The organism is Streptosporangium sp. NPDC006013 (genome assembly GCF_040614275.1).
Taxonomy (GTDB): domain Bacteria; phylum Actinomycetota; class Actinomycetes; order Streptosporangiales; family Streptosporangiaceae; genus Streptosporangium.
Genome location: NZ_JBEXUE010000100.1, coordinates 1 through 25645 on the forward strand (window position 1 = coordinate 1; position 25645 = coordinate 25645).

General features: G+C 70.9%; 22 protein-coding genes. 8 read left to right on the plus strand and 14 right to left on the minus strand.

What is annotated here, in order from left to right; genetic code table 11:
* From ABZ260_RS17605 to ABZ260_RS17620, 4 genes are all read left to right on the plus strand, one after another.
* On the plus strand, nucleotides 1-262 hold a 262-nt coding region (locus ABZ260_RS17605), incomplete at its 5' end, for a DUF4129 domain-containing protein (protein WP_355618307.1).
* On the plus strand, nucleotides 259-1434 hold the full coding sequence (locus ABZ260_RS17610; protein ID WP_355618310.1) for a DUF4350 domain-containing protein: 1176 nt from the start codon (nucleotides 259-261) through the stop codon (nucleotides 1432-1434). The genes ABZ260_RS17605 and ABZ260_RS17610, both read left to right, overlap by 4 nt.
* 101 nt (nucleotides 1435-1535) lie before the next feature.
* Entirely contained in the window at nucleotides 1536-2459 is a 924-nt protein-coding gene (locus ABZ260_RS17615) for a MoxR family ATPase (RefSeq protein WP_355558745.1), read from the plus strand.
* 3 nt (nucleotides 2460-2462) lie between these two features.
* The gene (locus ABZ260_RS17620) at nucleotides 2463-3827 is read left to right on the plus strand and encodes a DUF58 domain-containing protein (protein ID WP_355618313.1); all 1365 of its coding nucleotides are present in this window, start codon (nucleotides 2463-2465) and stop codon (nucleotides 3825-3827) included.
* 146 nt (nucleotides 3828-3973) lie between these two features.
* On the opposite strand, the gene ABZ260_RS17625 is transcribed toward ABZ260_RS17620, so the two are convergent.
* On the minus strand, nucleotides 3974-4969 hold the full coding sequence (locus ABZ260_RS17625) for a stage II sporulation protein M (protein WP_355618316.1): 996 nt from the start codon (nucleotides 4967-4969) through the stop codon (nucleotides 3974-3976).
* A 37-nt stretch (nucleotides 4970-5006) separates the two neighbouring features.
* Here ABZ260_RS17625 and ABZ260_RS17630 point away from each other — a divergent pair, with 37 nt between their 5' ends.
* A complete protein-coding gene (locus tag ABZ260_RS17630; RefSeq protein ID WP_355618319.1) occupies nucleotides 5007-6041 on the plus strand; it encodes an RDD family protein in 1035 nt (344 codons plus the stop codon).
* Nucleotides 6042-6234: 193 nt separating this feature from the next.
* On the opposite strand, the gene ABZ260_RS17635 is transcribed toward ABZ260_RS17630, so the two are convergent.
* Entirely contained in the window at nucleotides 6235-7560 is a 1326-nt protein-coding gene (locus ABZ260_RS17635; RefSeq protein ID WP_355618352.1) for a hypothetical protein, read from the minus strand.
* Nucleotides 7561-7854: 294 nt separating this feature from the next.
* Nucleotides 7855-9270, minus strand: coding sequence for a hypothetical protein (locus ABZ260_RS17640; RefSeq protein ID WP_355618322.1), 1416 nt, complete (start codon nucleotides 9268-9270; stop codon nucleotides 7855-7857).
* 420 nt (nucleotides 9271-9690) lie between these two features.
* On the opposite strand from ABZ260_RS17640, the gene ABZ260_RS17645 reads away from it, so the two are divergent.
* On the plus strand, nucleotides 9691-10326 hold the full coding sequence (locus tag ABZ260_RS17645; protein ID WP_355558695.1) for a DUF305 domain-containing protein: 636 nt from the start codon (nucleotides 9691-9693) through the stop codon (nucleotides 10324-10326).
* A 157-nt stretch (nucleotides 10327-10483) separates the two neighbouring features.
* Here ABZ260_RS17645 and ABZ260_RS17650 read toward each other — a convergent pair whose 3' ends face one another.
* Both ABZ260_RS17650 and ahcY read right to left on the minus strand, forming a co-directional pair.
* Nucleotides 10484-11725 (minus strand): adenosylhomocysteinase, encoded by a 1242-nt coding sequence (locus ABZ260_RS17650; RefSeq protein WP_355618325.1) that lies wholly within the window; start codon nucleotides 11723-11725, stop codon nucleotides 10484-10486.
* A gap of 79 nt (nucleotides 11726-11804) precedes the next feature.
* The gene (ahcY, locus tag ABZ260_RS17655) at nucleotides 11805-13232 is read right to left on the minus strand and encodes an adenosylhomocysteinase (protein ID WP_355618328.1); all 1428 of its coding nucleotides are present in this window, start codon (nucleotides 13230-13232) and stop codon (nucleotides 11805-11807) included.
* A 221-nt stretch (nucleotides 13233-13453) separates the two neighbouring features.
* Between ahcY and ABZ260_RS17660 the strand changes: the two genes are divergently transcribed.
* The gene (locus tag ABZ260_RS17660) at nucleotides 13454-13810 is read left to right on the plus strand and encodes a MerR family DNA-binding transcriptional regulator (protein ID WP_355618331.1); all 357 of its coding nucleotides are present in this window, start codon (nucleotides 13454-13456) and stop codon (nucleotides 13808-13810) included.
* Here ABZ260_RS17660 and ABZ260_RS17665 read toward each other — a convergent pair.
* The 5 genes from ABZ260_RS17665 to ABZ260_RS17685 form a co-directional block, all read right to left on the minus strand.
* Nucleotides 13802-14731: a cation diffusion facilitator family transporter gene (locus ABZ260_RS17665; protein ID WP_355618334.1), complete on the minus strand. Its 930-nt coding sequence runs from the start codon at nucleotides 14729-14731 to the stop codon at nucleotides 13802-13804. The genes ABZ260_RS17660 and ABZ260_RS17665 overlap by 9 nt on opposite strands.
* A 49-nt stretch (nucleotides 14732-14780) precedes the next feature.
* On the minus strand, nucleotides 14781-15887 hold the full coding sequence (locus ABZ260_RS17670) for an SIS domain-containing protein (protein ID WP_355618337.1): 1107 nt from the start codon (nucleotides 15885-15887) through the stop codon (nucleotides 14781-14783).
* Nucleotides 15884-16057 carry a Trm112 family protein gene (locus tag ABZ260_RS17675; protein ID WP_012888128.1) on the minus strand — a complete coding sequence of 58 codons (174 nt, stop codon included), beginning with the start codon at nucleotides 16055-16057 and terminating at the stop codon, nucleotides 15884-15886. Before ABZ260_RS17675 ends, ABZ260_RS17670 begins: the two co-directional genes overlap by 4 nt.
* Before the next feature lie 4 nt (nucleotides 16058-16061).
* The gene (locus ABZ260_RS17680) at nucleotides 16062-17417 is read right to left on the minus strand and encodes a phosphomannomutase/phosphoglucomutase (RefSeq protein WP_355618340.1); all 1356 of its coding nucleotides are present in this window, start codon (nucleotides 17415-17417) and stop codon (nucleotides 16062-16064) included.
* A 356-nt stretch (nucleotides 17418-17773) separates the two neighbouring features.
* Entirely contained in the window at nucleotides 17774-18142 is a 369-nt protein-coding gene (locus ABZ260_RS17685; protein ID WP_030907363.1) for a DUF3499 domain-containing protein, read from the minus strand.
* 276 nt (nucleotides 18143-18418) lie between these two features.
* Between ABZ260_RS17685 and ABZ260_RS17690 the strand changes: the two genes are divergently transcribed.
* Complete coding sequence (locus ABZ260_RS17690) at nucleotides 18419-18874, plus strand: metallopeptidase family protein (RefSeq protein ID WP_355558675.1); 456 nt, start codon at nucleotides 18419-18421, stop codon at nucleotides 18872-18874.
* Between the two features lie 17 nt (nucleotides 18875-18891).
* On the opposite strand, the gene ABZ260_RS17695 is transcribed toward ABZ260_RS17690, so the two are convergent.
* The 4 genes from ABZ260_RS17695 to ABZ260_RS17710 form a co-directional block, all read right to left on the minus strand.
* Nucleotides 18892-20307 carry a DUF5719 family protein gene (locus ABZ260_RS17695; RefSeq protein WP_355618343.1) on the minus strand — a complete coding sequence of 472 codons (1416 nt, stop codon included), beginning with the start codon at nucleotides 20305-20307 and terminating at the stop codon, nucleotides 18892-18894.
* Nucleotides 20304-23189 (minus strand): glycosyltransferase family 2 protein, encoded by a 2886-nt coding sequence (locus ABZ260_RS17700; protein ID WP_355618346.1) that lies wholly within the window; start codon nucleotides 23187-23189, stop codon nucleotides 20304-20306. Before ABZ260_RS17700 ends, ABZ260_RS17695 begins: the two co-directional genes overlap by 4 nt.
* Before the next feature lie 275 nt (nucleotides 23190-23464).
* The gene (locus ABZ260_RS17705; RefSeq protein WP_037969494.1) at nucleotides 23465-23725 is read right to left on the minus strand and encodes a WhiB family transcriptional regulator; all 261 of its coding nucleotides are present in this window, start codon (nucleotides 23723-23725) and stop codon (nucleotides 23465-23467) included.
* Between the two features lie 307 nt (nucleotides 23726-24032).
* A partial coding sequence (locus ABZ260_RS17710; RefSeq protein ID WP_355618349.1) for a hypothetical protein occupies nucleotides 24033-25645 on the minus strand: 1613 nt, incomplete at its 5' end.

Consider the following 25645-nt stretch of genomic DNA (forward strand, 5'->3'; position numbering starts at 1 on the left):
GCTCCGGGCCGTCGCCCGCGACCTGGAGGACCGCGTGATCGTCGACTCCACGCCCGGCCGCACCGCCGGGGAGCTGGCGGCCGAGGCCGGGCGCGCGCTACCCGCGCTCGCCGCCGAACTGGCCGCGGCGGCCCGGGTGTTCGACGACGTGACCTACGGCGAGGTGCCCGGCACGCCCGAGGCGTACCGGGTCATGTGCGCTCTCGACGAGCACCTGCGCGCCGCCCGCCCGGCGCCGCCCGTACGGATGGAGACGCCATGAGCCTGGCCGCGCCCGAGCGAGCCGGGTCGACCTCCACCTCACCGACCGCCCGCGGCCTCTGGCGCGGCGGCAGGGGCGCCCTCCTGGTGGCGATCCTCGTGGTCACCGTCGCCGTCACCGGCGTGCTGCTCGGCGGCTCCGGCCAGGGGGGAAGGCCTCTCGACCCCGCCGACACCTCGCTGTCCGGCGGCAAGGGCCTGGCCCGGCTGCTACAGGCACGAGGGGTGCGGGTCGCGCGGGTCACCTCGGTCGCCGAGGCCGAGTCCCAGGCCAGGCAGGCCGGTTCCACGGGTAGCACCCTGCTGATGAGCGACATCTTCCCGCTCGACGAGGCGGAGGCGGATCGGCTCGCCGCGATACCGTCGGACCTGCTGCTGGTGGGCGTACGGTCACATCTGGAGCGGCTCGCGCCGGGGGTGAACCCGGTGCGGGAGGTGCGGGCGCGCTCCCGCGAGCCCCGGTGCGCGCTGCCGGCCGCGACGAGGGCGGGCAGCGCCTACCTCGGCGGCACGGCGTTCGCCCTGCCCGCCGGGGCGACCGGCTGCTACCCCGCCGACGGGCGGCCCACCCTGGTCTTCCACCCCACCGGGGACCGGAAGGTCACCGTCACGGGCGACGGGCAGTTCATGACCAACCTGCGGCTCGCCGAGGACGGCAACGCCGCGCTGGCGATGAACCTCGCCGGCGGCCGGCCCACCCTGATCTGGCTGACGGCCCCCGAGACCGCCCCGCCGGCGGGGGGCCAGGCGGGTTTCTACGACCTGGTCCCCGAAGGGGTCAGGTGGGCCGTGGTGCAGATGCTCGTCGCGGTGCTGCTGCTGGCGCTCTGGCGAGGCCGCAGGCTCGGTCCCGTGGTGGCCGAGCGGCTGCCCGTCGTCGTCAGGGCGGCCGAGACCGTCGAGGGACGTGCCAGGCTCTATCGTGCGAGGCGTGCCCGCGATCGGGCCGCCGCGGCCCTGCGCGCCGGCTTCATCGACCGGGTGACCCCCCGTCTCGGGCTGCCCTCAAGGGCGGGAGCCGACGCGCTGGTGAACGCGATCGCCGAGCGGACCGGCCAGCCGGCGCCACATGTGGGCGCCGCCCTGTACGGACCTCCGCCACTCGACGAGGCGGGGCTGGTAGCCCTGGCCGAATACATGGACATCGTGGAAAGGCAGGTCGGAAAGTCGTGACCACACCACCGGGGAACGGCGATCTCGCCGAGGCGACCTCCGTCGTCAGGACCGCGCCCGGCGCACCCGCCGCGCAGAGCGCGGACGGCGCCAGGGAGGCGCTGGGAGCCCTGCGCGCCGAGGTCGCCAAGGCGGTCGTCGGCCAGGACGCCGTGGTCACCGGGCTGGTGATCGCGCTGCTCTGCCGGGGCCACGTGCTGCTCGAAGGCGTGCCTGGCGTCGCCAAGACCCTGCTGGTACGCACCCTGGCGGCGGCGCTCTCGCTCGATTTCAAGCGCGTGCAGTTCACCCCCGACCTCATGCCGGGCGACATCACCGGTTCGCTGATCTACGACGCGAAGACCTCGGAGTTCGAGTTCCGCGAGGGTCCGGTCTTCACCAACCTGCTGCTCGCCGACGAGATCAACAGAACCCCTCCGAAGACGCAGGCCGCGCTGCTGGAGGCGATGGAGGAGCGCCAGATCAGCGTGGAGGGTGCGGCGCGCGGGCTGCCGGACCCGTTCATCGTGGCCGCCACCCAGAACCCCATCGAGTACGAGGGCACCTACCAGCTGCCCGAGGCGCAGCTCGACCGGTTCCTGCTCAAGCTGACCGTCCCGCTGCCGCCCCGCGACCAGGAGATCGCGGTGCTGGAGCGGCACGCGCTCGGCTTCGACCCGCGCGACCTGTCGCACATCAGGACCGTGGCCACCGTCGCCGACCTCGCCGCGGGACGCGCGGCGGTCAGCCAGGTGCACGTGGGCCCCGAGGTGCTCGGCTACATCGTGGACATCGCCAGGGCCACCCGCCAGTCGCCCTCGCTCCAGCTCGGCGTCTCGCCACGTGGCGCGACCGCGCTGCTGGCCGGGGCACGGGCCTGGGCATGGCTGTCGGGCCGCGCCTACGTGACGCCCGACGACGTCAAGGCACTGGCCAGGCCCGCGCTGCGGCACCGGATCCAGCTACGCCCCGAGGCCGAGCTGGAGGGCGCGACCGCCGACGGCCTCATCGACGCCGTCCTCGCCTCCGTCCCCGTACCCCGCTGACCCATGGCGCTGACAGGACGGGCCGCGCTACTGGCCCTGCTGGGCACCTTGGTCGTGCTGTTCGCCCCCCGTGGGGGGCCTGCCGTGGCCGGGGTGGCACTGCTGATCGCGGTGCTGGTCGTGATCGACCTGCTGCTGGCCGGAAGCGTGCGCCCGCTGCGCTTCACCCGCTCGGGCGAGCGGCTGGTACGACTCGGTGAGTCGATCACGGTCGAGCTGATCGTGGAGAACCCCGGTCCCCGCAGGGTGCGCGGCGTGCTCAGGGACGCCTGGCCCCCGTCCGCCGGGGCCACCCCCCGGCACCTGCCGCTGGACGTGCCGGCCGGCGAGCGCCGCCGGCTGGTCACGACGCTCACCCCCACCCGCAGGGGTGACCGCGAGGCGGTCACGGTGACGGTACGGGCGCTGGGGCCGCTGGGCATCGCGGGCCGCCAGGGCTCGCACCGGGTGCCCTGGTCGGTCCGGGTGCTACCGCCCTTCCTCAGTCGCAAGCACCTGCCCGCCAAGCTGTCCAGGCTCAGGGAGCTGGAGGGCCAGCATCCGTCGATGGTCAGGGGGCAGGGCACCGAGTTCGACTCGCTGCGGGAGTACGTGGTCGGCGACGACGTCCGCTCGATCGACTGGCGGGCCACCGCGCGCCGCAACGACGTCGTGGTCCGCACCTGGCGGCCGGAGCGCGACCGGCGGGTGCTGATCGTGCTCGACACCGGCCGTACCTCGGCCGGGCGGGTGGGCACCGCGCCGATCCCGCTGGCCGGCGAGGTACCGAGGAGCGGTCAGCAGGGCAGGTCGCGGGTGGTGCCCGGCTGGCCCCGCCTCGACTGGTCGATGGACGCGGCGCTGCTCCTGGCCGCGCTGGCCTCCCGCGCGGGCGACCGGGTCGACTTCCTGGCCCACGACCGCGCGGTGCGCGCCTGGGTGTCCGGCACCAGCCGTACGGAGCTGCTGTCCTCACTGGTCAACACCATGGCTCCGATCGAGGCCGAGCTGGTCGAGGCCGACTCGGCCGGGATGGTCGCGGCGGTCATGTCACGAGCCAGGCGGCGCTGCCTGGTCGTCGTGCTGACCGACCTCAACCCGGCGGCGCTGGAGGAGGGCCTGCTGCCGGTGCTCCCCCAGCTCTCCGCCCGGCATCTGGTGCTCCTGGCCGCCGTCTCCGACCCGCAGGTGGCCGAGATGGCCGCCGGGCGCGGCACCTCCGAGCTGGTCTACGGCGCGGCGGCGGCCGAGCACCTGAGCGCGGGGCGGCGGCGGATCACCGCCCTGCTGCGCCGCCAGGGCGTGGAGGTGGTGGACGCCGCCCCCGAGCAGCTCGCCCCCGCCCTGGCCGACGCCTACCTGGCGCTGAAGGCGTCCGGGCGGCTCTGACGGTCGCCCGGACGCCCTGACGGCGGGTCCGGGCCGCCGACGATGTCCGGGGGATCTGACGGCCTCCGGCCAGGCGCGTCGGCCCGGGAACCGTCACGTCACCGGCCCGGCGAGGCCGGGCGGGCCCGGAAGGTCCGGCGGGGCGCTCAGCCGGCGCTCGGGGCGAGGTCGGGGGCGCGCTCCACGTCGCCGGTCTCGCCGGCGGCCACGGCCCGGCGGCCAAAGAAGATCACGTAGGCCAGGAAGGCCGCCTCCGCGACCACCCCGATGCCGATCCGCGCCCAGGTGGGCAGCCCCGAGGGGGTGACCAGCCCCTCGATCAGCCCGGAGATCAGCAGCACCACGACCAGGCCGAGTGCCACGCTCATCACGGCCCTGCCCTGCTCGGCCAGGGCCTCGACGCGCCTGCGCGGACCGGGGTCCACGACCGTCCAGCCGAGGCGCATGCCGACGGCGGCGGCGAGGAACACCGCGGTCAGCTCCAGCAGGCCGTGCGGGGTGATCAGGCCGAAGAAGATGTCGAGCTTGCCGCGCGAGGCCATCAACCCCGCGGAGACGGCCACGTTGACCGCGTTCTCCCACAGCACGTACGGGATCGGCAGGCCGAGCAGGATGGACATGATGATGACCTGCATCGAGACCCAGGCGTTGTTCGCCCAGACCTGGCCGGCGAAGGAGGTCGCCGGGTTCTCCGAGTAGTAGTCGGCGAAGTCGTGCTCGACGAGCTGGGTGATCTGTTCCGGGGTGGCGATCGCCGCCTGGACGCCGGGGTTTTTCGCCACCCAGACGGCGACGACCGTGGAGACCAGCAGGAACGCGGCGGTGGTGGCCATCCACCACCAGCGGGCCCGGTAGGCGACCACCGGGAAGGAGACGGTGAAGAAGCGGATGAACTCCCGCCAGGCCGGGGTGTGCGCCCCGGTCACCGCCGAACGGGCCCGGGCGACGAGCGCCGACAGGCGGCCCACCAGGATCGGGTCCGCCGAGGCCGAGCGGACCAGGGACAGGTGCGTGGCCACCCGCTGGTAGAGGTCGACGAGCTCGTCGACCTCCGCGCCGTCCAGCGAGCCACGCCGCCGGACCAGATCCTCAAGGCGGTCCCAGGCGGGCCGGTGCGCGGTGACGAAGGCGTCGATGTCCACGCGGGCAGCCTATCCAGTCACGGGTAGGGTGCTGATTGTGTCCGATGTCGTAACCGGCGAGGCCGTGGTCGTCGAGGTCCGTGTCGCCCAGCTCCCGAGCAGGGCCGCGGCGCTGCTGATCGACATGGCGGTCCAGGTCCTGATGCTGCTGGGGATCTCCCTGCTGGTCGGCAGCCTGGGCCTGCTGAGCGACCCGGCTCTGACGACGATGGTCTACCTCGTGCTCACCGTGCTCGTGATCGTGGGATATCCGGTGGTGTTCGAGACGCTCACCCGCGGGCGCAGCCTGGGCAAGCTCGCCCTCGGACTCCGGGTCGTCAGCGACGACGGCGGTCCCGAGCGGTTCCGGCAGGCCCTGTTCCGCGGGCTGGCCGGGGTCCTGGAGTTCTGGATGCTCAGCGGCGCCCCCGCGCTGATCAGCTCGCTGATCTCGGAGAAGGGCAAGCGGCTCGGCGACATCTTCTCCGGCACCATCGTGATCTCCGAGCGCGCTCCGCGGCAGTACGGGCCTCCGCTGGACATGCCGCCGCAGCTCGCCTCCTGGGCGGCGACGCTGGAGCTGTCGCGGCTGCCCGAGCAGGTCGCGGCCACCGCGAGGCAGTACCTCATGCGCTGGCACGATCTGGCCCCCGCCGTGCAGCACGGGATGGGGGTGCGCATCGCCACCGAGATGTCGGCCTTCGTGTCCCCGCCGGCCCCGCCCGGCGTGCCGCCGTTCGCCTACCTGACCGCCGTCCTGGCCGAACGCCGGCGCCGCGAGCAGGCGCGCCTGGCGCAGCAGACCGGCACGCACCGGCCCGCCCAGCAGTGGCCCGGCCACGCCTCGCCCCAGCCCTACCTGACCGCACCGTCGCCCCGGCCTTATGCGCCTCCGGGAGGCGGAGACCGGCCGTACGCCCCTCCCGGGGTCGCCCCCGAGCCCTACGGCCGGCCCGCCTACCGGCCGCCACAGCCGCGGATCCCGCTCCCTCCCCCGGCCGGGCCGCCGTATCCGGCGCCCCCGCCGCCCGCGGCCCGGCCCGTCGAGCAGGCACCCGGCCCCACGCCGGGCGGTTTCGTCCCTCCGGCCTGACCTCCCCGGGCAGGCACGCCGTACGGGCGGCGAGACATCGCCTTCGCCGCGCCTTCCCCGACGAGCCGTCCGCGGGCGAATCGCGAGAACGCGGCGCCACGGGTGCCCGGCAGGCGAGGAGGGATGGCGGGAGACCCGCCATCCCTCCTCTTACCGGACCTGCGGACCCGGCATCGCTCTCATTTCAGGGCGCTCAGTGACCGCCCCGGTAGGAGGCCTGGGTCTGCACGTTCAACAGGTCCAGGCGCACGTTCCTGGCCGGGTCGGTACGGCGGTCGTCGATCTTGATGACCTCCAGGCCCCGGTAGAAGTCGCTGGCGTAGACATAGCCGTTGTAGTAGTACGCCGACCAGATGCCGCCGCCCCCGCCGTTTGGCTCGGGGCCGCGCTCGAAGAAGCCGAACTCCTGCGGGCGGGCCGAGTCGGTGAAGTCCACGAAGGAGACGCCGCCCTGGTACCAGGCCTGGACCAGGATGTCCTTGCCCTTGACCGGGATCAGCGAGCCGTTGTGCGCGACACAGTTCTCGGTGTCGGCCTGGTAGCGGCCGATCTTGAAGTAGCTCCTGAAGACCAGCTTGCCGCGGACGATGTCGTAGATGGCGTCGGCGCCGCGGTTCGGGCCGACCGCCTCGTTGCAGGTGGCCGCGCCACCGCCGCCGAGCTCGTCGGTGAAGATGACCTTGGTGCCCCTGTTGTTGAACGTCGCCGAGTGCCAGAACGCGAAGTTCGGGTCGGTGGTCCGCGCGGTGACCACCGGGTTCTCCCGGTCGGAGATGTCGAACAGGACGCCGTCCCCCATGCAGGCTCCGGCCGCGATGTCCTTCTCCGCGTAGACGGTGATGTCGTGGCAGCCACTGGTCGGGCGCAGCAGGCCGGGCTGCGTCTCGTTGCCGCCGTCGGGGAAGACGACCGGCGTGCTGACCACGGCCGCGTCGGTCGGCTTGCGCAGCGGCACCTTGATGATCGAGATCTTGTCGTGCGGCGGCAGGCAGTCGGGGAACGAGTCGCTCGGGGCGTAGGAGGAGACGTACAGGTAGACGTTCTTCTTGTCCCTGCCCTTGCCGGGAACCAGCGTCAGGGTGTGCGAGCCACAGGCGGTTTCCACCGCCTTGATGTACTTGGGGTTCTTCTTGTCGCTGATGTCGAAGATTCGAACCCCTTCCCACGACTCCTTGATGTCGGCGCCCTGACCGACGCTGTTACAGGAGTCGTCGCTGCGGGAGTTGTCGACCGCGCCGAACAACAGGTCGCCGTAGACGGAGACGTCCATCTGGGAACCGGGGCACAGCACGCCGCTGACCAGCTTGGCCCGCTTCGGGTTCCTGATGTCGTAGATCGAGAAACCGCCGTAGTTGCCGACGTAGGCGTAGTCACCCTGGAAGGCGATGTCGCTGTTGACGGTGGTCTCAAGGCCGGGAAGCTTGGGCAGGGTGGCCACGTGCGTCACGTTGGGACTGGTGACGACCTCGCCGGGCGGGGGAATGTCGGCGGCCTGCGCGGAGACCGTGGTCATCAGCATCGCGACGGCCGTCGCCGCCACGACCAACGCCCTGACGGTCCTTCGTGGAGCGAACACTCGGGTGCCTCCTTGGAACGGACATAAGGCATGCATAAATTAGCAAATTGTCCGCACTGACACCCGGGTCAACAAGGCATGACTTTGTCACAATAAAATATGATTCAACCTCTTTACTGAGGCCCTGAAAAAGTTTACGCTCTACCTCCTTTTCGCGATTCGCCCCGGCGCTCCACCCCGTCACGGGTGATGGCCCCCGGGCACCCGACGGGTGCCCGGGGGCCATCACGTCAGAGGTCAGTGCCCCTTGTTGTCGGGCTGGTAGGAACCCTGGGTCTGCGGGTTCAGGTCCTTGAACTTGACCTTGGCGGCCTTGTCCGTGAGCTTGTCATTGATCTTCAGAACGTCAAGACCAAGGTTGAAGTCGCTGCCGTAGATGTGGCCGTTGTAGTAGTACGCGGACCAGAAGCCACCGCTGAGCCTGTGGGCGCTGTCGGGGCCGCGCTCGAAGAAGGCGATCTCCTTGGCGTTGGCCGAGTCGGTGAAGTCCACGACCGAGATGCCACCCTGGTACCAGGCCTGGACCATGATGTCCTTGCCCTTGACCGGGATCAGCGAGCCGTTGTGCGCGACACAGTTCTCGGTGTCGTCCTGGTGGCGGGGGATCTTGAAGTAGCTCTTGAAGGCGAACTGGCCGCCCTCGATGTCGTAGTAGGCGTTGGCGCCGCGGTTCGGGCCGATCGCCTCGTTGCAGGTGGCCGCGCTGCCGCCGCCGAGCTCGTCGGTGAAGACGACCTTGGTGCCCTCGTTGTTGAAGGTCGCCGAGTGCCAGAACGCGAAGTTCTCGTCGTCCCGGACCGTGGCGGTGACCTTCGGGTCGACCGGGTTGGAGATGTCCATCAGGATGCCCTCGCCCATGCAGGCGCCGGCCGCGATGTCCTTCTCCGGGTAGGCGGTGATGTCGTGGCAGCCGCTCGTCGCCGAGGTGCGGTAGGGGTACGGCAGGCTCTCGCCGGGGTTACCACCGTCCGGGAACAGAACCGGCGTGGCGACGACCTCGGCGGCCGTCGGGTTCTTCACCGGCACCTTGATGATCGAGATCTTGTCGTGCGGCGGCTGGCAGTCCGGGAACGACGCGCTCGGGCTGTAGGAGGAGACGTAGACGTAGACGTTCTTCTTGTCCCTGCCCTTGCCGGGGACGAGAGTCAGGGTGTGCGAGCCACAGTTGGTCTCGACCGACTTGACGTACTTGGGGTTCTGCTTGTCGCTGACGTCGAAGATCCGGACGCCCTCCCACGACTCCTTGATCGCGGCGCTCTGGCCGACGCTGCTGCAGGAGTCGTTGTTGCGCGAGGAGTCGACCGCGGCGAAGAGCAGGTCGCCCTCGATGGCCAGGTCCATCTGGCCGCCGGGGCAGACCACCGAGCTGACCAGCGAGGTCTCGTTCGGCTTCTTGATGTCGTAGATCGAGAAGCCGCTGTAGTTACCGACGAAGGCGTAGTCGCCCTGGAACGCCATGTCGGTGTTGATGTCCGTCAGGTTGGCGGGCTTGGGCACGTTGGTGACGTGCTCGATGTTCGCGCTCTTGGCGATCTCGCCGGGCGCCGGGATGTCGGCGGCCTGCGCGGGTACCGCGGCCAGCACCGTGGCGACGGCGACCCCGGCCACGAACAGGAAACGGCCGGTCAGGCCCTTCCCAGAGGGGGTGGACACTCGTGAACCTCCTAGCTACATGCACTGATAAAGCGTGCATAAATGTCTAAATCGTTCATCCTGCACGGTCGGTCAGGCAAGCCGTCACAGTGTCAGCAACTGTTTTCGACATGCGGCCTTTACGGACCGCCCCGGGAGGGGTTACGGTCTTGCGGCATTGGACATACAGCCCGAAATACCCCGCATCTTCGGTGCGGGGCCCCCTCTCGTCATATCGGCCCGACCGGTTAGGGTTGGGGCGTTCCGTGGCAGCCACGTTGGACATGGCGTTCCAGACGGGACAGGGTGTGCCGTGTTCGCGTGCGGGCTTCGGGCGTTCCCGGCCTGCGGACCGACAGATCCAACCGGCAGGCCGGAAGCTGAGATCCCCGGCTTTCCGGCCGTGGAAGGACGTCAATGGACATTCACCAAGGAGGCCGGGTGCGCGTCGCGCTCATCGCTGTGATCGCCGCACTGTCTCTCAGCGCGTGCACCTCGGAGCCGGAACCGTCCGCGGCCCCCCAGGCCCAGGCCTCGGCGCCGGTGATCGCCCCGGGCAGGCCGGGTGAGGTCGCCAGGACCGTCGACCCGAGTGAGGCCGCCACGCTCGTGCCCCTGCCCACCGCCAACGCGGCCGACGTGAAGTACGTCCAGGACATGATCGTTCACCACCGTCAGGCCCTCGACATGTCCGCCCTGGCCCCGACCCGGTCCGAGCACACCAAGCTGAAGGGCCTGGCCTCCCGGATCAAGGACGCGCAGGGGCCGGAGATCCAGTTCATGACCACCTGGCTCCAGCAGCAGGGTCAGCGGGTTCCCGAACACCATGCCGGGCACGGCGACATGCCCGGCATGGCCACGCCTGAGCAGATGGAGGCGCTCAAGGCCGCCTCGGGCAAGGATTTCGACCGGCTCTTCCTCCAGCTCATGACCGCGCACCACCAGGGCGCCATCACGATGTCCGAGCAGGTCCTGACCTCCGGCTCACACGTGCGGATCGAGGAGCTGGCCAACGACGTCTCGGTCACCCAGAGTGCCGAGATCCGCAGGATGCGGGAGATGCAGGCCGAGCTCTGAACGACTCCGTTGGCCGACCGCCGTCGGTCGGCGTCCGATGTCGTCATCCGACGCGGGACACCCCAGGGCGAGCGGAGTCGCCGGCGGGGATCCCCCTGCGCGGCCCGCTCGCCCGTTCAGGGTGACGCGTGGATCGCGGGCCGGGGTGCGGGCGTGACTACGAGCCGAGCCGCCACGAGTGGAGATACTCCTCCTGCTCGGAGGTGAGCTCGTCCGTCTCGATCCCGGCCGCGGCCAGCTTGAGCCGCGCCACCTCCACGTCGACCTCCCCCGGCACGTCGTAGACCCCCGGCTCCAGCCGCACCCGCTCACGGGCCAGCCAGGCCACCGAGAGCGCCTGCGCGGAGAAGGACATGTCCATGACCGCGGCGGGATGCCCCTCGGCGGCCGTCAGGTTCACCAGGCGGCCCTCGGCGAGCAGCAGGATCCTGCGACCGTCCGCGAGAACGTACTCGTCGGTGTTGGGGCGTACCCCCCGGTGGATCTCCTGGGCCAGGCCGTCCAGGGCGCGGACGTCGATCTCGACGTCGAAGTGTCCGGCATTGGCGAGGATCGCGCCGTCCTTCATCTCCGCCAGGTGCTCGCCCCTGATCACGTCGCGGTTTCCGGTGACCGTGACGAACACGTCCCCGGCGCGGGCGGCCGCCGCCATCGACCGTACGTCGTAGCCCTGCAGCAGGGCGTCCAGCGCCTTGACCGGGTCGATCTCGGTCACCACCACCCGCGCGCCCAGGCCCCTGGCCCGCTCGGCGACGCCCCGGCCGCAGTAGCCGAAACCGGCGACCACCACGGTCTTACCCGCGAGCAGCGTGTTCGTGGCGCGCATGATGCCGTCCATGGTCGACTGGCCGGTGCCGTACCGGTTGTCGAACATCCGCTTCGTCCGCGTGTCGTTGACCGCCACCACGGGGAACCTCAGTGCCCCCTCCGCGGCCATCTGGCGGAGCCGGATGATGCCGGTGGTGGTCTCCTCGCACCCCCCGGACACCGTCCGCAGCAGCTCGGTCCGCTCGGTGTGCAGGATGTTGACCAGGTCGCAGCCGTCGTCCAGAACGATGTCGGGGACGATGTCGAGCGCCTGGTGGATGTGCTGGTAGTAGACGTCCCTGGTGACCCCCGCCCGCGCGTGCACGACGACGCCGTAGTCACGAAGCGCCTCGGCGACGTCGTCCTGGGTGGACAGGGGGTTCGACGCGGCCAGGGCGATCTCAGCCCCGCCCGCCCTGAGCGTGCCCATGAGCACGGCGGTCTCGGCGGTGACGTGCAGGCACGCGGCGATCCGCAGCCCTTCCAGCGGCCGCTCGGCGGCGAACCGCTCACCGAGGGCGGTGAGCACCGGCATCGCCCGCGCCGCCCACCCGATCCTCCGCTCACCCGCGGCCACCAGAGCGCTGTCCACGTCTCTCCCCAGATCGCCCGCCAGATTGCCCGAAGGCCCCCGCGAAACCGCGGGGGCCGATGAGACTCAACCGCAGGTGTCAGTAACGGTAGTGCTCGGGCTTGTAGGGACCCTCGACGTCCACGCCGATGTACTCGGCCTGGGCCTTGGTGAGCTTGGTGAGCTTCACCCCCAGGGCGTCGAGGTGGAGGCGGGCGACCTTCTCGTCCAGGTGCTTGGGCAGCACGTAGACGCCGATCGGGTAGTCGTCGGTCTTGCTGAACAGCTCGATCTGCGCGATCACCTGGTTGGTGAAGGAGTTGGACATGACGAACGAGGGGTGACCGGTGGCGCAGCCCAGGTTCATCAGGCGGCCCTCGGCGAGCACGATGATCTGCTTGCCGTCGGGGAAGCGCCAGGTGTGGACCTGCGGCTTGACCTCGGTCTTCTCGATACCGGGAATCCTGGCCAAACCGGCCATGTCGATCTCGTTGTCGAAGTGACCGATGTTGGACACGATCGCGTTGTGCTTCATCTGGGCCATGTGGTCGGCCGTGATGATGTTGAAGTTGCCGGTCGTGGTGACGAAGATGTCGGCGATGCCGACGACCTCGTCCAGCGTGGTGACCTGGAAGCCATCCATGGCGGCCTGAAGCGCGCAGATCGGGTCGATCTCGGTGATGATGACCCGGGCCCCCTGGCCCTTGAGCGCCTCGGCACAACCCTTGCCGACGTCGCCGTAGCCGGCGATGACCGCCACCTTGCCACCGATCAGCACGTCGGTGGCGCGGTTGAGGCCGTCGAGCACCGAGTGACGGCAGCCGTACTTGTTGTCGAACTTGGACTTGGTCACCGAGTCGTTGACGTTGATCGCCGGGAAGAGCAGCGTGCCGGCCTTGAACATCTCGTACAGGCGGTGCACACCGGTGGTGGTCTCCTCGGTGACGCCCTTGATGCGCGAGGCGACCTGGGTCCAGCGGCCCTCGTCGGTGACCGTGCGGCGGAGCAGGTCGAGGATGATGCCCCACTCCTCCGGGTCGTCCTCTCCCGTGCTGGGCACGGCGCCGGCCTTCTCGTACTCGGCGCCCTTGTGGACGAGCAGGGTGGCGTCGCCGCCGTCGTCGAGGATCATGTTGGGGCCGTCACCGCCGGGCCACGCCAGGGCCTGCTCGGTGCACCACCAGTACTCCTCCAGCGTCTCGCCCTTCCAGGCGAAGACCGGGACGCCCTTGGGGTCCTCGGTGGTGCCCTCGGGGCCGACGACCACGGCGGCGGCGGCGTGGTCCTGGGTGGAGAAGATGTTGCAGCTCACCCAGCGAACCTCCGCGCCGAGCGCGACCAGGGTCTCGATGAGCACGGCGGTCTGGATGGTCATGTGCAGCGAGCCCATGATCTTCGCCCCGGCCAGCGGCTGGGCCTTGGCGTACTCCTCGCGGACGGCCATCAGACCCGGCATCTCGTGCTCGGCGAGCTGGATCTCCCTGCGCCCGAAGGCCGCAAGGGAAAGGTCGGCGACCTTGAAGTCCATGTGTGGTTACCCCTCTGGTTGATGGGCGGCGTCTGCCTCACACCCTCGCCGATCGCGCTCGTCTCGCGATCACGCTTCGCTCTCGGGCCGGGCTCACCACTCCACCGGAAAAGTCGACGGTTGCGAGTTTAGGCGGCCGGGGAGCCTTCGCGCACCTTCTGAGCGGGTAACCTGACACAAGAATGTAAGCTTTCCCGAAAATCTGCGGAGAGGGGGCGGCGATGCGGATCACCGAGGCCGCCAGGAGGCTCGGTATGTCCCCCCGGATGCTCCGCTACCGCGAGGCACTCGGCCTGCTCCCGGAGATCAGGAACCAGGGCGCGCACCGGCGGTTCGGCCCCGAGGAGCTCTCCGCCGTCGCCCAGAGCGTCGAGCTGGAGAAACGGTTCGACATCTCCCCCGCCGAGCTGGCCTTCGCGCTGCGAACGCTGAGCGAGCCCGCGGTCGCCCAGGCCGTACGGGACCTGGGCCTGCGGATCGGCCGTCTCCAGGCGCCCCGCAGGGCCCTGGACTTCGAGAAGGAGAAGGCGCTGCGGTTGCTCCAGCGCCCCCAGCTGTCTCGTCCGGATTCAGACTGAGCCGTTGACCCTGGATCTGTCCAGGTCGGGCTCCAGGTAGATGACGCGGGCCTCGGGAACGGCGGTGCGGACGCGCTGCTCGGCCTCGTCGATGCCCCGGGCCACCTCTGCGGCCGTGTCGTCGTGCTCCACCGCGATCTTGGCGGCGACCAGGATCTCCTCCGGGCCCAGGTGGAGCGTGCGCATGTGGATGACCCGGGTCACCTCGGGCGCGCTCTCCAGGGCCTCCGCGATGCGTGTCTCGACCTCGGGGCCCGCGCCCTCGCCGATCAGCAGCGACTTGGTCTCGACCGCCAGGATGACCGCGATGATGGCCAGCAGGACACCGATCATCAGGGTGCCGATGCCGTCCCAGACGGGGTTGCCGGTCACCACGGCCATCGTCACGCCGAAGAGCGCGAAGAGCAGGCCGAGCAGCGCGCCCAGGTCCTCAAGCACGATGACCGGCAGCTCGGGCGACTTGGAGCGGCGGATGAACTGCACCCACGACTGGTCTCCCCGGACCGCGTTGGACTCGATGATCGCCGTCCTGAACGAGAACGCCTCGGCGATGATCGCGAAGATCAGCACGCCGAAGGCCCATATCGGGGAGTTGAGCTCCTCCGGAGCGGAGATCTTGTGCCAGCCCTCGTAGAGCGAGAACACCGCGCCGATGGTGAACAGCACGACCGCCACCACGAAGGCGTAGAAGTAGCGCTCCCTGCCGTACCCGAAGGGATGCTGGGGCGTGCGCGCGCGCTGCGCGCGCTTGCCGCCGAGGAGCAGCAGCGCCTGATTGCCCGAGTCGGCCACCGAGTGGACCCCCTCGGCCAGCATGGATGACGACCCCGTGAAGAAGGCCGCCACGAATTTGGCCACCGCGATCGACAGATTGGCGGCCAACGCCGCGATGATTGCCTTGGTACCGCCGCCCGCGCTCACGGCAGCCTCCGCTCAGCTCATTGTTCTGGTAAAGAGATGAGACAGGATCCTATTGTGAAATCCTCGCCCTGACCTCTGTGATCGCCGACACAGTGGTCGGGTCGATCCCGTACCCGAGAGCGAGGTAGGTACTCGCGAAGTCTCCGAGTGCGATCAGCGCGGCGAGCCGCTCCAGCGGGTGCTCCCCCTCGGCGGCGATCTGCGTGACCGGAACGCCGCGATCCTCCGCCAGACGCACCGACGCCTCCCGGTGCCGTACGACCCGGGAGTGCTCCTCCACGTCGCGCAGCACGAACAGCCGGAGCGACCTGCCACTCTCGTCGGCGAAGATGTCGCGGTGGGCGAGCGGGCCGTCGAGGGCGGCCACCTGGTTGTGGCCGACCTCGGGGAGCTCTCCCCACATCGCCGGATATTTACCGTTCATGTTGAGCTGGTAGGCCCACCAGCGGGCCGCGACGGCCGCCACCGGGGAGGACCCCCAGATCATCGGCACGGTCTCGGCGATCTCCATGGCGAGCGACTTGCCGGGATTGATGAACGATTCGCTCGTCGGGCGGCAGCGGTGCGCGAGGTCCTCAAGGCGCTTGGCCACCCCCTCGAACACCTGCTCGCCCGCCTCGACCAGGCCGAGCCGGGCGGCGGCGGCGACCAGCGGGACCGACAGCGCCCACAGCGAGGCACGCGGCCGGCCGCCGTCCGTGACGGGCACGAACGGCGCTCCCGCCTGCCTGGCGATCGCGTGGAGCGGCGACTCGGGGGCGCCGACGGCGAGCAGGCGGCAACCGCGGCGGACCGCCTCGGCGGCCACCGTGAGCGTCTCCTCGGCTCTACCGGAGCGCGACACCGCGATCACCAGATCGGTCGCGCCGATCCAGCCGGGCAGCCGGTAGGACCTGACCGTCACGATCGGCAGCGGGGCACCGTGGCCGCACACCACGTTGAGGACGTCGCCGGCGATGCCGGAACCGCCCACACCGGCGACCACGATCGCCCGGGGCCGGCCGTCCTCGGCGAGTGAGGACAGGCCCGACTCCATGGCGACCCGGTGAGAGGTGCGGACCTGCGCGGCCGAGTCGGCCACCGCCCGCAGCATGCCCGACGGGTCACCGTCGGCCAGCTGTTTCCCGTCGTCGAGCCGATCGGACTCCCAGTTCACGACTTCCGGGCCTCGTCGACCAGCAGGACCGGGATGTCGTCCCGGACCGGGTAGACCAGGCCGCAGGAGGCGGAGGTGCAGGACAACTCGTCCACCTCGGGCTCGGCTCGCAGCGGGGACTTGCAGTTGGGGCAGGCCAGGATCTCCAGCAACCAGTCGTCGATCTTCACTCGTTCAGCTCCTCACGACAGCAAGGACCTCGTCCCTGATCGCTGCCATCTGAATCTCGTCTGCCGCCTCGGCGTTCAGCCTGAGCAGCGGCTCTGTGTTGGACGGACGGAGGTTGAACCACCATCCTGGGCCGGAGACGGTCAGGCCGTCCAGCTCGTCGAAGGTGACGCCGTCGCGGGCGGCGAACGTCTCGCGAACCCGCTCCGTCGCCGCGGCCTGGTCGGCGACCGTACTGTTGATCTCCTCTGAGGCCGCGTAGCGGGTGTATTCGGCCAGGATCTCCGAGAGTGGCTTCGCCTGCTCGCCCAGCGCGGCCAGCACGTGCAGCGCGGCCAGCATGCCGGAGTCGGCGAACCAGAAGTCCCTGAAGTAGTAGTGGGCGGAGTGCTCGCCGCCGAAGACCGCGCCGGTCTCGGCCATCTCGGCCTTGATGAACGAGTGACCCACGCGGGTGCGGACCGGCCGGCCGCCGAGTTCGGTGACGATCTCCGGAACGCCCCTGGAGGTGATCAGGTTGTGGATGATCACGGCGCCGGGGTGCTTGACCAGCTCGCGGGCGGCGACCAGCGCGGTGATCGTGGACGGCGAGACCGATTCGCCACGCTCGTCGACCACCCAGCAACGGTCGGCGTCACCGTCGAAGGCCAGTCCGATGTCGGCGCCCACATCGAGCACCGCCTTCTGCAGGTCGCGCAGGTTGTCCGGCTCGATGGGGTTGGCCTCGTGGTTGGGGAAGGTGCCGTCGAGCTCGAAGTAGAGGGCGGTCAGCTCGATGGGCAGCCCCTCGAAGACCGTCGGGACCGTGTGCCCACCCATCCCGTTCCCCGCGTCGACCACGACCCGCAGCGGCCGGATGCCGGAAAGGTCGACCAGGCCGCGCAGGTGGTCGGCGTAGCCACGCAGCAGGTCGCGCTCGGAGAGCGTCCCGCCCCCCTGGCCGCCGAGGCCGCCCGACGCCAGGATCGCGGCGGCCCGGTCACGGATCTCGATGAGCCCGGTCTCTCCGCCGATCGGCACGGCGCCGGCCCTGCACATCTTCATGCCGTTGTAGCGGGCCGGGTTGTGGCTGGCCGTGAACATCACCCCGGGCAGGCCGAGGCTGCCACTCGCGTAGTAGAGCAGGTCCGTGGAGCCCAGCCCGGCGTGGATCACGTCGGCCCCCCGCGAGGTGGCCCCCCTGGTGAAGGCCGCCGCCAGAGGCGCCGACGACTCGCGCATGTCGTGTGCCACCACTGCGGTCGCGGCCCCGGTCACTTCCACGAAGGCCGCGCCGACCGCCTCGGCGGTCTCCTCGTCGAGTTCGTCCGGCACGACGCCACGAACGTCGTACGCTTTGAAGATCTTGACAAGGTCGCCCACTCCAGCTCCGCCCTCTGCGTCGTGTCCGCTGCCGTTGCCTTCCAGTTAGCGCTGGTCAGCGCATTGTCGGGCAGTCCGCGCCTTACGACGCGAACGTTCTCCCTCGCGGGAGTTCTCGCTTCACCGCCGACCGCCTGACCTTGCGGCCCGGCCTTACACCGGCTCCACGAGCGTTTAAAGTCTCCCCGCAACCCTGGGCGACCCGACCGTGAGCACGATCAACGCTTCAGGAGACCAAAACCCTCGCCGGCTACGGCAAGGCCACGGCCAACCGGCCGTACCACTCTCCCAAGCATGCCAGAGCATAACGGCGCACACTCATATCCGAGCAGCTCTTGCTCCCCAGCCTAGTAGGGTCAGCGGTCGCGCTGGGGCTGAGCGGAGCGGAGCACCCGCAGATGACCCCGGCGCCCGACCTCGACGCCCTGGCCGACCGGCTCGGTGCCGCCGCTGGGGGCGGGTCTCGCGGCCTCGCGGACCGCGTTGGCGAGGGCCTCCAGGTCGTCCGTACTCGGTGTGGCGCCGTCGGTCGGCAGGCGGACCACCTCCCAACCGCGGGGGGCGGTGAGCCGCTCGGCGTGCTCGGCACACAGGTCGTAACAGTGCGGCTCGGCGTACGTCGCCAAGGGCCCGAGAACAGCGGTCGAATCGGCGTAGACGTACGTGAGCGTGAAAACGGCAGGCTGACTGCACGCGGTGCGGGAACAGCGGCGGACGGGGCTCACGGTGGGACCGTATCCGGTAAGCGTCCGGGGCGCCACTATCTGAGCGCTCTTAACGAGCGTGTCGCCACAATTCGGACACGTGTCCCGGCTTCCACCCGCCTGTATGGCTTACGCCCCTCCTCCGCGCTCCCGCCACACGGCCTCCCCGGTCCCACATTCGGCACACCGCCCCCCGTCATTGACACTCCCACCGGCACTCCCGCCCCACGCACTCGATACGACACCTTCCGTCACCGGCACTCCCGCCCCCGCTCGGGTCACGTCTAAGCTGGGGCCGTGAGCCCGGCACCCGGCAGACCTCGTTCTCCCCGCAGGCGCGACAGGCACGGCCGCGGCCTGCGCGGTCCGCTCGCGCCCTCGCACGTGCCGATCGCCAAGTCCCGCAGTGAGCGGTTCGACGATCTCGTCCTGGACGCCGTCGACCGGCTCAAGCCCCGATGGGCCAAGCAGCTGGCGGCCGTGGAGTTCGCGGTCGAGGAGGTCCCGCCGATCAGCGAGCTGGGCGACGGCCCCGGGCTGCTGACCGGCGACCCGATCCCGTTCGGGCGGGCCAAGCCCGCCGACGGGAACCGCCCGGCCGTTGTGATCATTTACCGTCGCCCCCTGGAGAGCCGGTCCCGCGATCGTGACCACCTCGGCGCGATGGTGCACGAGGCGGTGGTCGAGCAGGTCGCGGGCCTGCTCGGGCTCTCTCCGGAATCGATCGACCCCGGCTTCGACGACCACGACTGACCCATCCAAACCGCCTCTCAGGGCAGGACCGTCGCGGCGGACTCCGCGATCGGCGGGATCAGCGCCCACATCCGGGCCGCGGCCAGTGGCTGCACGGTCAGCGCCAACCCGCCCTTGAGCCGCTCGTCCATGACGCGCCCGCCGTAGACCGGCCCCGAGCCGGGCATCGGCTGCACGACCACCGCGAAGGCCCCGTCCACCTTGGGCAGTTTGACCTGCTTGGTACGCGAGGCGGAGATGTCCACCTGGAACGGCTCACCCGGCTCGCCCTTGCGCGGAACCACCTGCACGCTCACCTTGCCCGCGGTGTCCGGCGCGGTCAGCAGCAGCCGGGAGGTCACCTTGCCTCCCGTACGGTTGTCGGCGACGACGCTTCCCAGGTCGACGGGGTCCGCCCCGGCGGTGAAGGCCACGTCGGCCTTCGCCCCGGTGCCGGTGGCGACGAGTCCCGCGACGATCGGGGTCTCCGAGGTGAGCACCAGCGCGGACGGCTGGCCGCCGATCCCGGTGGACAGGTCGAGGGTGGCGACGGAACCGGCGGGCACCTCGACGAGCTCGCGGCCCTTGAGCGCGTACGTCCCGTCGGGGGTGAGCGCCCTGACCTCGACCAGCGTGTCGACCTCGGCGTCGGAGGCGACGAGCAGCTCGCGTTTCCCGCCGCCGCCGGGGATGCCCGGCACGACGACGCGGGTGGCGGGGGCCGCGGAGACGGGCAACCAGTCGACGCCGCGCCCGCCGTTCATGATCGCCCTGGCCGCGGCGGTGACCCGCCCGGAGCTGGTGCGCACCTGGATCGCCAGGACGAGCGCCGTGGGCGCGAGATCCCCGACCTTGATCGAACGGTTCTCACCGGGTTTCAGGGTGAACACACCACCGCTGTCGGCGACCACGGGACCCTCGCCCGAATAGACCATGATCTCCGCGATGGCCGGGGCGAGGTCGGCGTTGGTCAGGTAGAGCGTGACCTCGGCCGCGGCCGGTCCCGGGCCGACCAGCCAGGTGCTCGCCACCGGCTCGGTGCAGCGCACCCCGGCCAGCCCTCGCTGCCTGCCCGACTTCTCCTTGCGGGTCTGCGCCACCTCCAGGCCCGCCGCCATGCTCCCGGTGGCCGTGATGACAAGGGGCGGCGACGAGGCGGGGACCTTCTCATGCCAGAGACGGCCGGGGGTGTCGAGGGTGGCGAGGGTCTTGTCGCCGGTGACCAGTGCCGCGGCCCCCTGCGCCCGGCTGCCCGGCGGCGCCACCACGGCGACGGAGGTGTCGCCGGGCGATGGGCAGACCGTCGTCACCGAGGCGACGGGAACCTTCTGAGCCTGTGGCGTGGGGGTGGCGACCGCCTGCGGCTGGGTGGCGGAGGCCACCCCGTACAGGGCGAGCAGGGCCACCAAGACCAGCACCAGCAGGCTGAACCGGTTCTCGATCAGGGATTTCACCGGGGGGCCAGCTCTCTACGGGACTCGGGCAGGTCCTGTGGGGTGGCGGGCTGGTCGGACTCGGTACGCGAGCCGGGCGCGGCCAGCACCAGGACGACCAGCACCAGCGCGGCCTGAATCCACAGCCAGCGGCTGTGCCAGGGGTCGCCGGGCGGGGTGACGGGAACGGCGATCGGCTGGGTCAGCCGCCACACGCCGACCGAGCGGGACAGGCTCATCCTCGCCAGCGAAGGCTGCGAGTCGAGGGCGGCGCTGATCGCCGCGTCGACGGGCGCGGTCACCACGACGAACCGGACACCGTGCGCCGCCAGCACCCGGGCGTCGTCGCCGCCCCTGCCGGACACCAGCCCGGCCGTGGCGACGCGGACCCGTTCCCTGGGCCCCTCGGGCACGGGGATGTCGGCCTCGCCGATCACCGGGGTGCGCCCGCGCAGCACCGTGAAGAGCAGACCGTTCGGCGAGGTGCGCAGCAGCAGGGTCCGCTCGCCACCGGCGGAGTTGACCGCCGCGAGGGCGGGCATGACGTCGCGTACGGTTCCGCGGATCGGGCCGTTCACGCCCTCGACGATCCACATGCCCGCGGCGAGCAGCGGCGTGGAGAACGCGACCAGCACGACCCCGAGCGCGGCGAGCCTGCGCAGCCCGCCGGCCGCCCGGAACTCCACGACCCGGTCGGCGGTGAGCGCGGCCACCACGAGCATGCCGGTGGCCGCGAAGGCCAGTGGCACACCAGGCCACGCGGGGGCCTCGACATCGCCGTTGATCGAGGTGACGGGGGTCCTGCTGACCAGGATGGCCACCAGCACGCCGAAGAGGGCGACGCCCCAGCCGACCGCGATGACCATCCGGTTGCGGCGCATCAGCAGCGCGAGCAGGCAGGCGGCGATGAGACCACCGGTCACCCAGAGTGGCGGCATGCCGGGCCCGCCCGGGCTGAGCAGCAGCAACGACTGCGCGGGCAGTCCGGGGTCGACCAGCGCGGGCTGGTGCAGTCCGGCCTCCAGCAGCAGCCGCTTGGGATCCGCGACCAGCTGGGCCAGCCAGGGGAACAGCAGGACCACGGGCACGGCGAACGCCACGAGCATCGAGACGGCGACGCCCCGGCGCGGGAAGGCCAGCGCCGCCAGCGCGCCGAGGATCCCGGTCAGCGGGTAGACCAGCGGGGCGAAGGCGGTGCCGACGGCCAGCAGGAGCCCCAGTCCCCAGGCGGCGCGGCGGGCACGGCGCCGCTCCCCGGCGAGCACCGTGGTGGCGAGCGCCGCGTAGACGGGAAGCAGCACGAAGACCACCGCGGTGCCGAGCCGGCCCGCGGCGACCGCGCCGGTGGCCACCGGCAGGAGGGCGTAGGAGGAGGCCAGCCAGACCCGGGTCCAGCGGCCCGGGATCATCGACCGGGTGGCCGCGTACGCGGAGATCCCCGCCAGCGGCACGCAGCCGAGCAGCAGCAGCGAGACCGCGAGCCACGTCTTGCCGAACAGCACCGTGGAGAGCACGGCCAGCACCGCCACGTACGGCGGAGCCCACGCGTCGGTGCCCAGGCCCGTCTGGTGGTAGCTCTCACGGTAGAGATCCCACAGGTCGGAGGCTCCGCCGATCACCGGGACGAGCGCGCCGCCGCCCAGCCTGGCGCCGCCGGTAAGGGCACGCTCGGCGATCAGCGTGACCAGGGCGAGCGCCAGGAAGAGCAGGACACCCGGGTTGCCGAAGACACGCTGCATCACGCCGGCGTCGGTGAGCAGTTCCTCGCCGTCCTCCTGCTGCGGGTGCGGCGAGGCGGCCACCGCGTGGTGGCGCCCCTCGGACTCCACGAACCCGCCCCCGGCCAGGTAGTTCTGGGCCCGGTCGACGAGCCGCCGGTAGCCGGCACCGGGTGGGGTGAGCAACCGGCTGATCGCCGTGTACCCCTGCCTACGCCCCTTGGCCCGCACCCGCCGAGCCTTGATCATCCGAATGGGATGGCCGAACACCGAGCCGAACGCGAGGAACTCGTCCAGCGCGTTGGCGGGCTGCTTGGCCACCAGGAACAGCACCGTGCGGAAGATGGAGCCGAACGCGTTGCGTACCAGCGCCCACAGCAGCGGTCTCAGCGGCAGATTCGCCATGACGACGAAGAGGGCGTTACGCCGGTCCAGGCGGCGGGGGTGGTCACCGCTGGCGGTGATCCGGCGACGCCGCCTGGCGGCGGCCTCGGCGTGCCAGGCGACCGCCCGGGTGACGTTCTGCACGCGGTATCCGACGGCCCTGACCCGCCAGCACAGGTCGAGGTCGTCACGGAAGAGCGGCAGAGCCGGATCGAGACCGCCGACCTCGTCCCAGACATCCCTGCGGATCAGCATGCCCGCGGTCGAGACCGAGAGCACGTCCCTGATCCCGTCGTACTGCCCCTGGTCGAACTCACGGGCCTCCAGCCCGGTGTTCCTGCGGCCGGTGCGGTCGACGGTGACGCCGACCTCCAGCAGGATCCGCCGATCCAGCCAGTCCCGGAGCTTGGGGCCGAGCACCGCCGCCTTGGGATCCGCCTCGGCGGCCTCCAGCAGGATCCGCAGGGCATCGACGTCCGGCGCGCAGTCGTCGTGCAGCAGCCAGACCCACTCCTGCCCCCCGCCGGGACCGAGCCTGTCGAGTACCTCGGCGACGGCCTCGCCGAAACCGGTCGAGCGCGGCAGGGTGAGCACGGCTCTGGAGCCGAGGGCTCCGGTCAGCAGCGCGGCGCTGCCGTCCCTGCTGCCGTTGTCGACCCCGACGACCCGGTCCACGGGACGGGTCTGCCGGAGCAGGGCTTCCAGGGTCTCCCCCAGCCAGCGGGAGCCGTCGTGGGAGACGACGATCGCGGTGACCGTGTGGTGGGGGCGATGGGGGCGCTGGGAGTCGGTGATGGACATACGTCCCGTGTTCAGGAGGTGTTGGTGATCGGCGCGACAACGATACGGCACCCTATGTCTGACTATGTCTTACACCTGGTCGCGCGCACGAAAAAAGGGTCACGTGACCGACGGTCACGTGACCCCATGGACATATTCATCAAGCGCCCCGAGGGGCGTCACATGCTTCCTGTCAGACCACTCGAACTTCTTCGGCGTTTCTTCAGTGGTTGGATTTCCAGACCGTCCGGACCTCGGCGTGCCCAAGCCTTCCAGCCGTCCGCTTCCCGGACGGCTCAGACCGCCTCACGCTTGATCCGCCGTCGCTCCCGCTCCGACAGTCCACCCCAGATTCCAAACCGCTCGTCGTGTTCCAGCGCGTACTCAAGACACTCGGCACGCACCTCGCAGGAGCGGCAAACCTTCTTGGCCTCGCGGGTGGAGCCTCCCTTCTCCGGGAAGAACGCCTCCGGGTCGGTCTGCGCGCACAAGGCGCGCTCCTGCCAGCCAAGCTGCTCTTCAGCGATGCTCTCCTGTGCGATGACCAGGTCGGCCACTGCACACCTCCCTGCCGCACGCCCGCAAATGGAGCCCCCCTATGAACGCCTCCCCCTTACCCACCCAGAGAAAGGCGTAACAACACGTGTGTAATTACACGCGCGTGCCCGGTGTGGCGTCAAGCGGCATGCTGGTATCCGGGGAAAGACCTGCTCTCCCCGGTTGTGGGTCGTGTGCCTGCCACGACGGCAATTGCACCAGGTGATCGCCGCGATCGCCAGGGGCTCAGTGCTCTCGGCGGTCGGAACCGTACCAGGACATGTTCTGATCCTGACCGGGGCCCACCCTCTCTCTAGCCGGGCTTTCCTAATCCATGCCCTGACCTGGGCGTTGTTCGGGCTTGTAGATCGCGGTGGGGTCTATCGGCTGCGAGTCCCACGTCCTGACGGCGAGCGCGGGGTCGCTCAGCGGGTCTCCGGAGTAGGTGCTCGGGTCGAACCTGAGCGTCGCCTCCGAGCGCGGGTCCCACTGGTGACCGCCGCCCTGCGGCTGGTACGGGGCCTGCGGGACCTGGGGGTTCTGCGGAACCTGAGGGGCCTGGGACGCCTGCTGCGGATGCCCGAACGGGCCGTCGTAGCCGGAGGAGCCGTACTCGGGGACGCGGAGCTGCGGCTCGGTGCCCTGGGCCTGCTGCTGGTAGCTCTCCGCCTGCTGGTACGCCTGAGCCATCTGCTGTGACCTGAGGTCCACCGGGTCGGGCGCGGAGTACTGCGGGCCCGGCTCGGCCGGCCCGGCGAACTCCGCGCCCGAGTAACCGCTGAACGGCTGCCCGTAGTTCTCCGGAGGCTGCGGGAAGGACTGCGCCTGGCCGTCGAACGCCTGGCCCTGGCGGCCGTCGACCGGCGGGTAGGGCGCGGGGGCCTGCTGCTCGGGCTGGTGACCGTAACCGGACGGCTGCGAGTCCTGCTGCCCGAAGCCCTGCGGCTCGGACTGTGGGTAACCCGGCGCCTGCGACTCCGAGCGCCAGCCGGAGCCCGCGGGCTGCGGCTCCTGACCGTACGCCGGAGAGTCCGGCTGCTGGCCGAAGCCCTGCGGCTCGGGCTGCCCGTACCCGGGAGGACCGGCCTGCCCGTAGTCCGGCTGCCGCTGCTCCGAGCGGAGGCCGTACGCCGAGGAGTCGGCTTGCTGGCCGAAGCCCTGCGGTTCCGGCTGCCCGTACGCCGGGGAGTCGGGGAACTGCGGATAGCTCGGCAGCCTCGGGCTGGAGTGCCGCCCGGAACTCACCGGCTGCGACTCCTGACCGTACGCCGGAGAGTCTGGCTGCTGGCCGAAGCCCTGCGGCTCGGACTGCCCGTACGCCGGGGAGTCGGGGAACTGCGGATAGCTCGGCAGCCGGGGTTCCGTCTGGGGCTGCTGATCCACCGGAGCGGCGTAGACCGGCGGGTCATAGGCGGCGGCCGGCGGCTCGTACGGCTTGGCGGCCGGGGGCTGGACGTCGGCCGCGACGTACGGGCTCGGGGTGTAGCCCCCGGTCTGCGCGACGGGCTGGGAGACGGGCTGCGGCGGCTGCGGCACGTGCGCGTATCCCTGCCCCTGCGGCTCCGGCTGCTGGGGGGGCTGCGGGTAGGCGCCGGGCGGGGGAGCGTACGGCTGGCTCTCGACGGGCGACGGGTAGGGAGGCTGGGGATGCCCGTCGCCCGCCTGCGGCGCGGACGGCGCGTAGGAGGCCGCCTGCTGCCCGTACCCCTCGGAGACGTGCGCGGGCGCGGGCGGAAGCGCGGGGAGGTTCTGCGGGGGCTGCGGGACCTGGGCGGGCGGCGCCTCCTGCGGGTAACCGTGGCCGCCCAGCGGAGCCTGATCCTGCGGGTGGTGGACACCCTGCTGCGCCATCTGGCCCTGGGGGTACCCGCCCGGCCCCTGCGGGTGGTCCTGGAAGGGAACCTGTCCCTGCGGGTGGTCCTGGAAGGGAACCTGTCCCT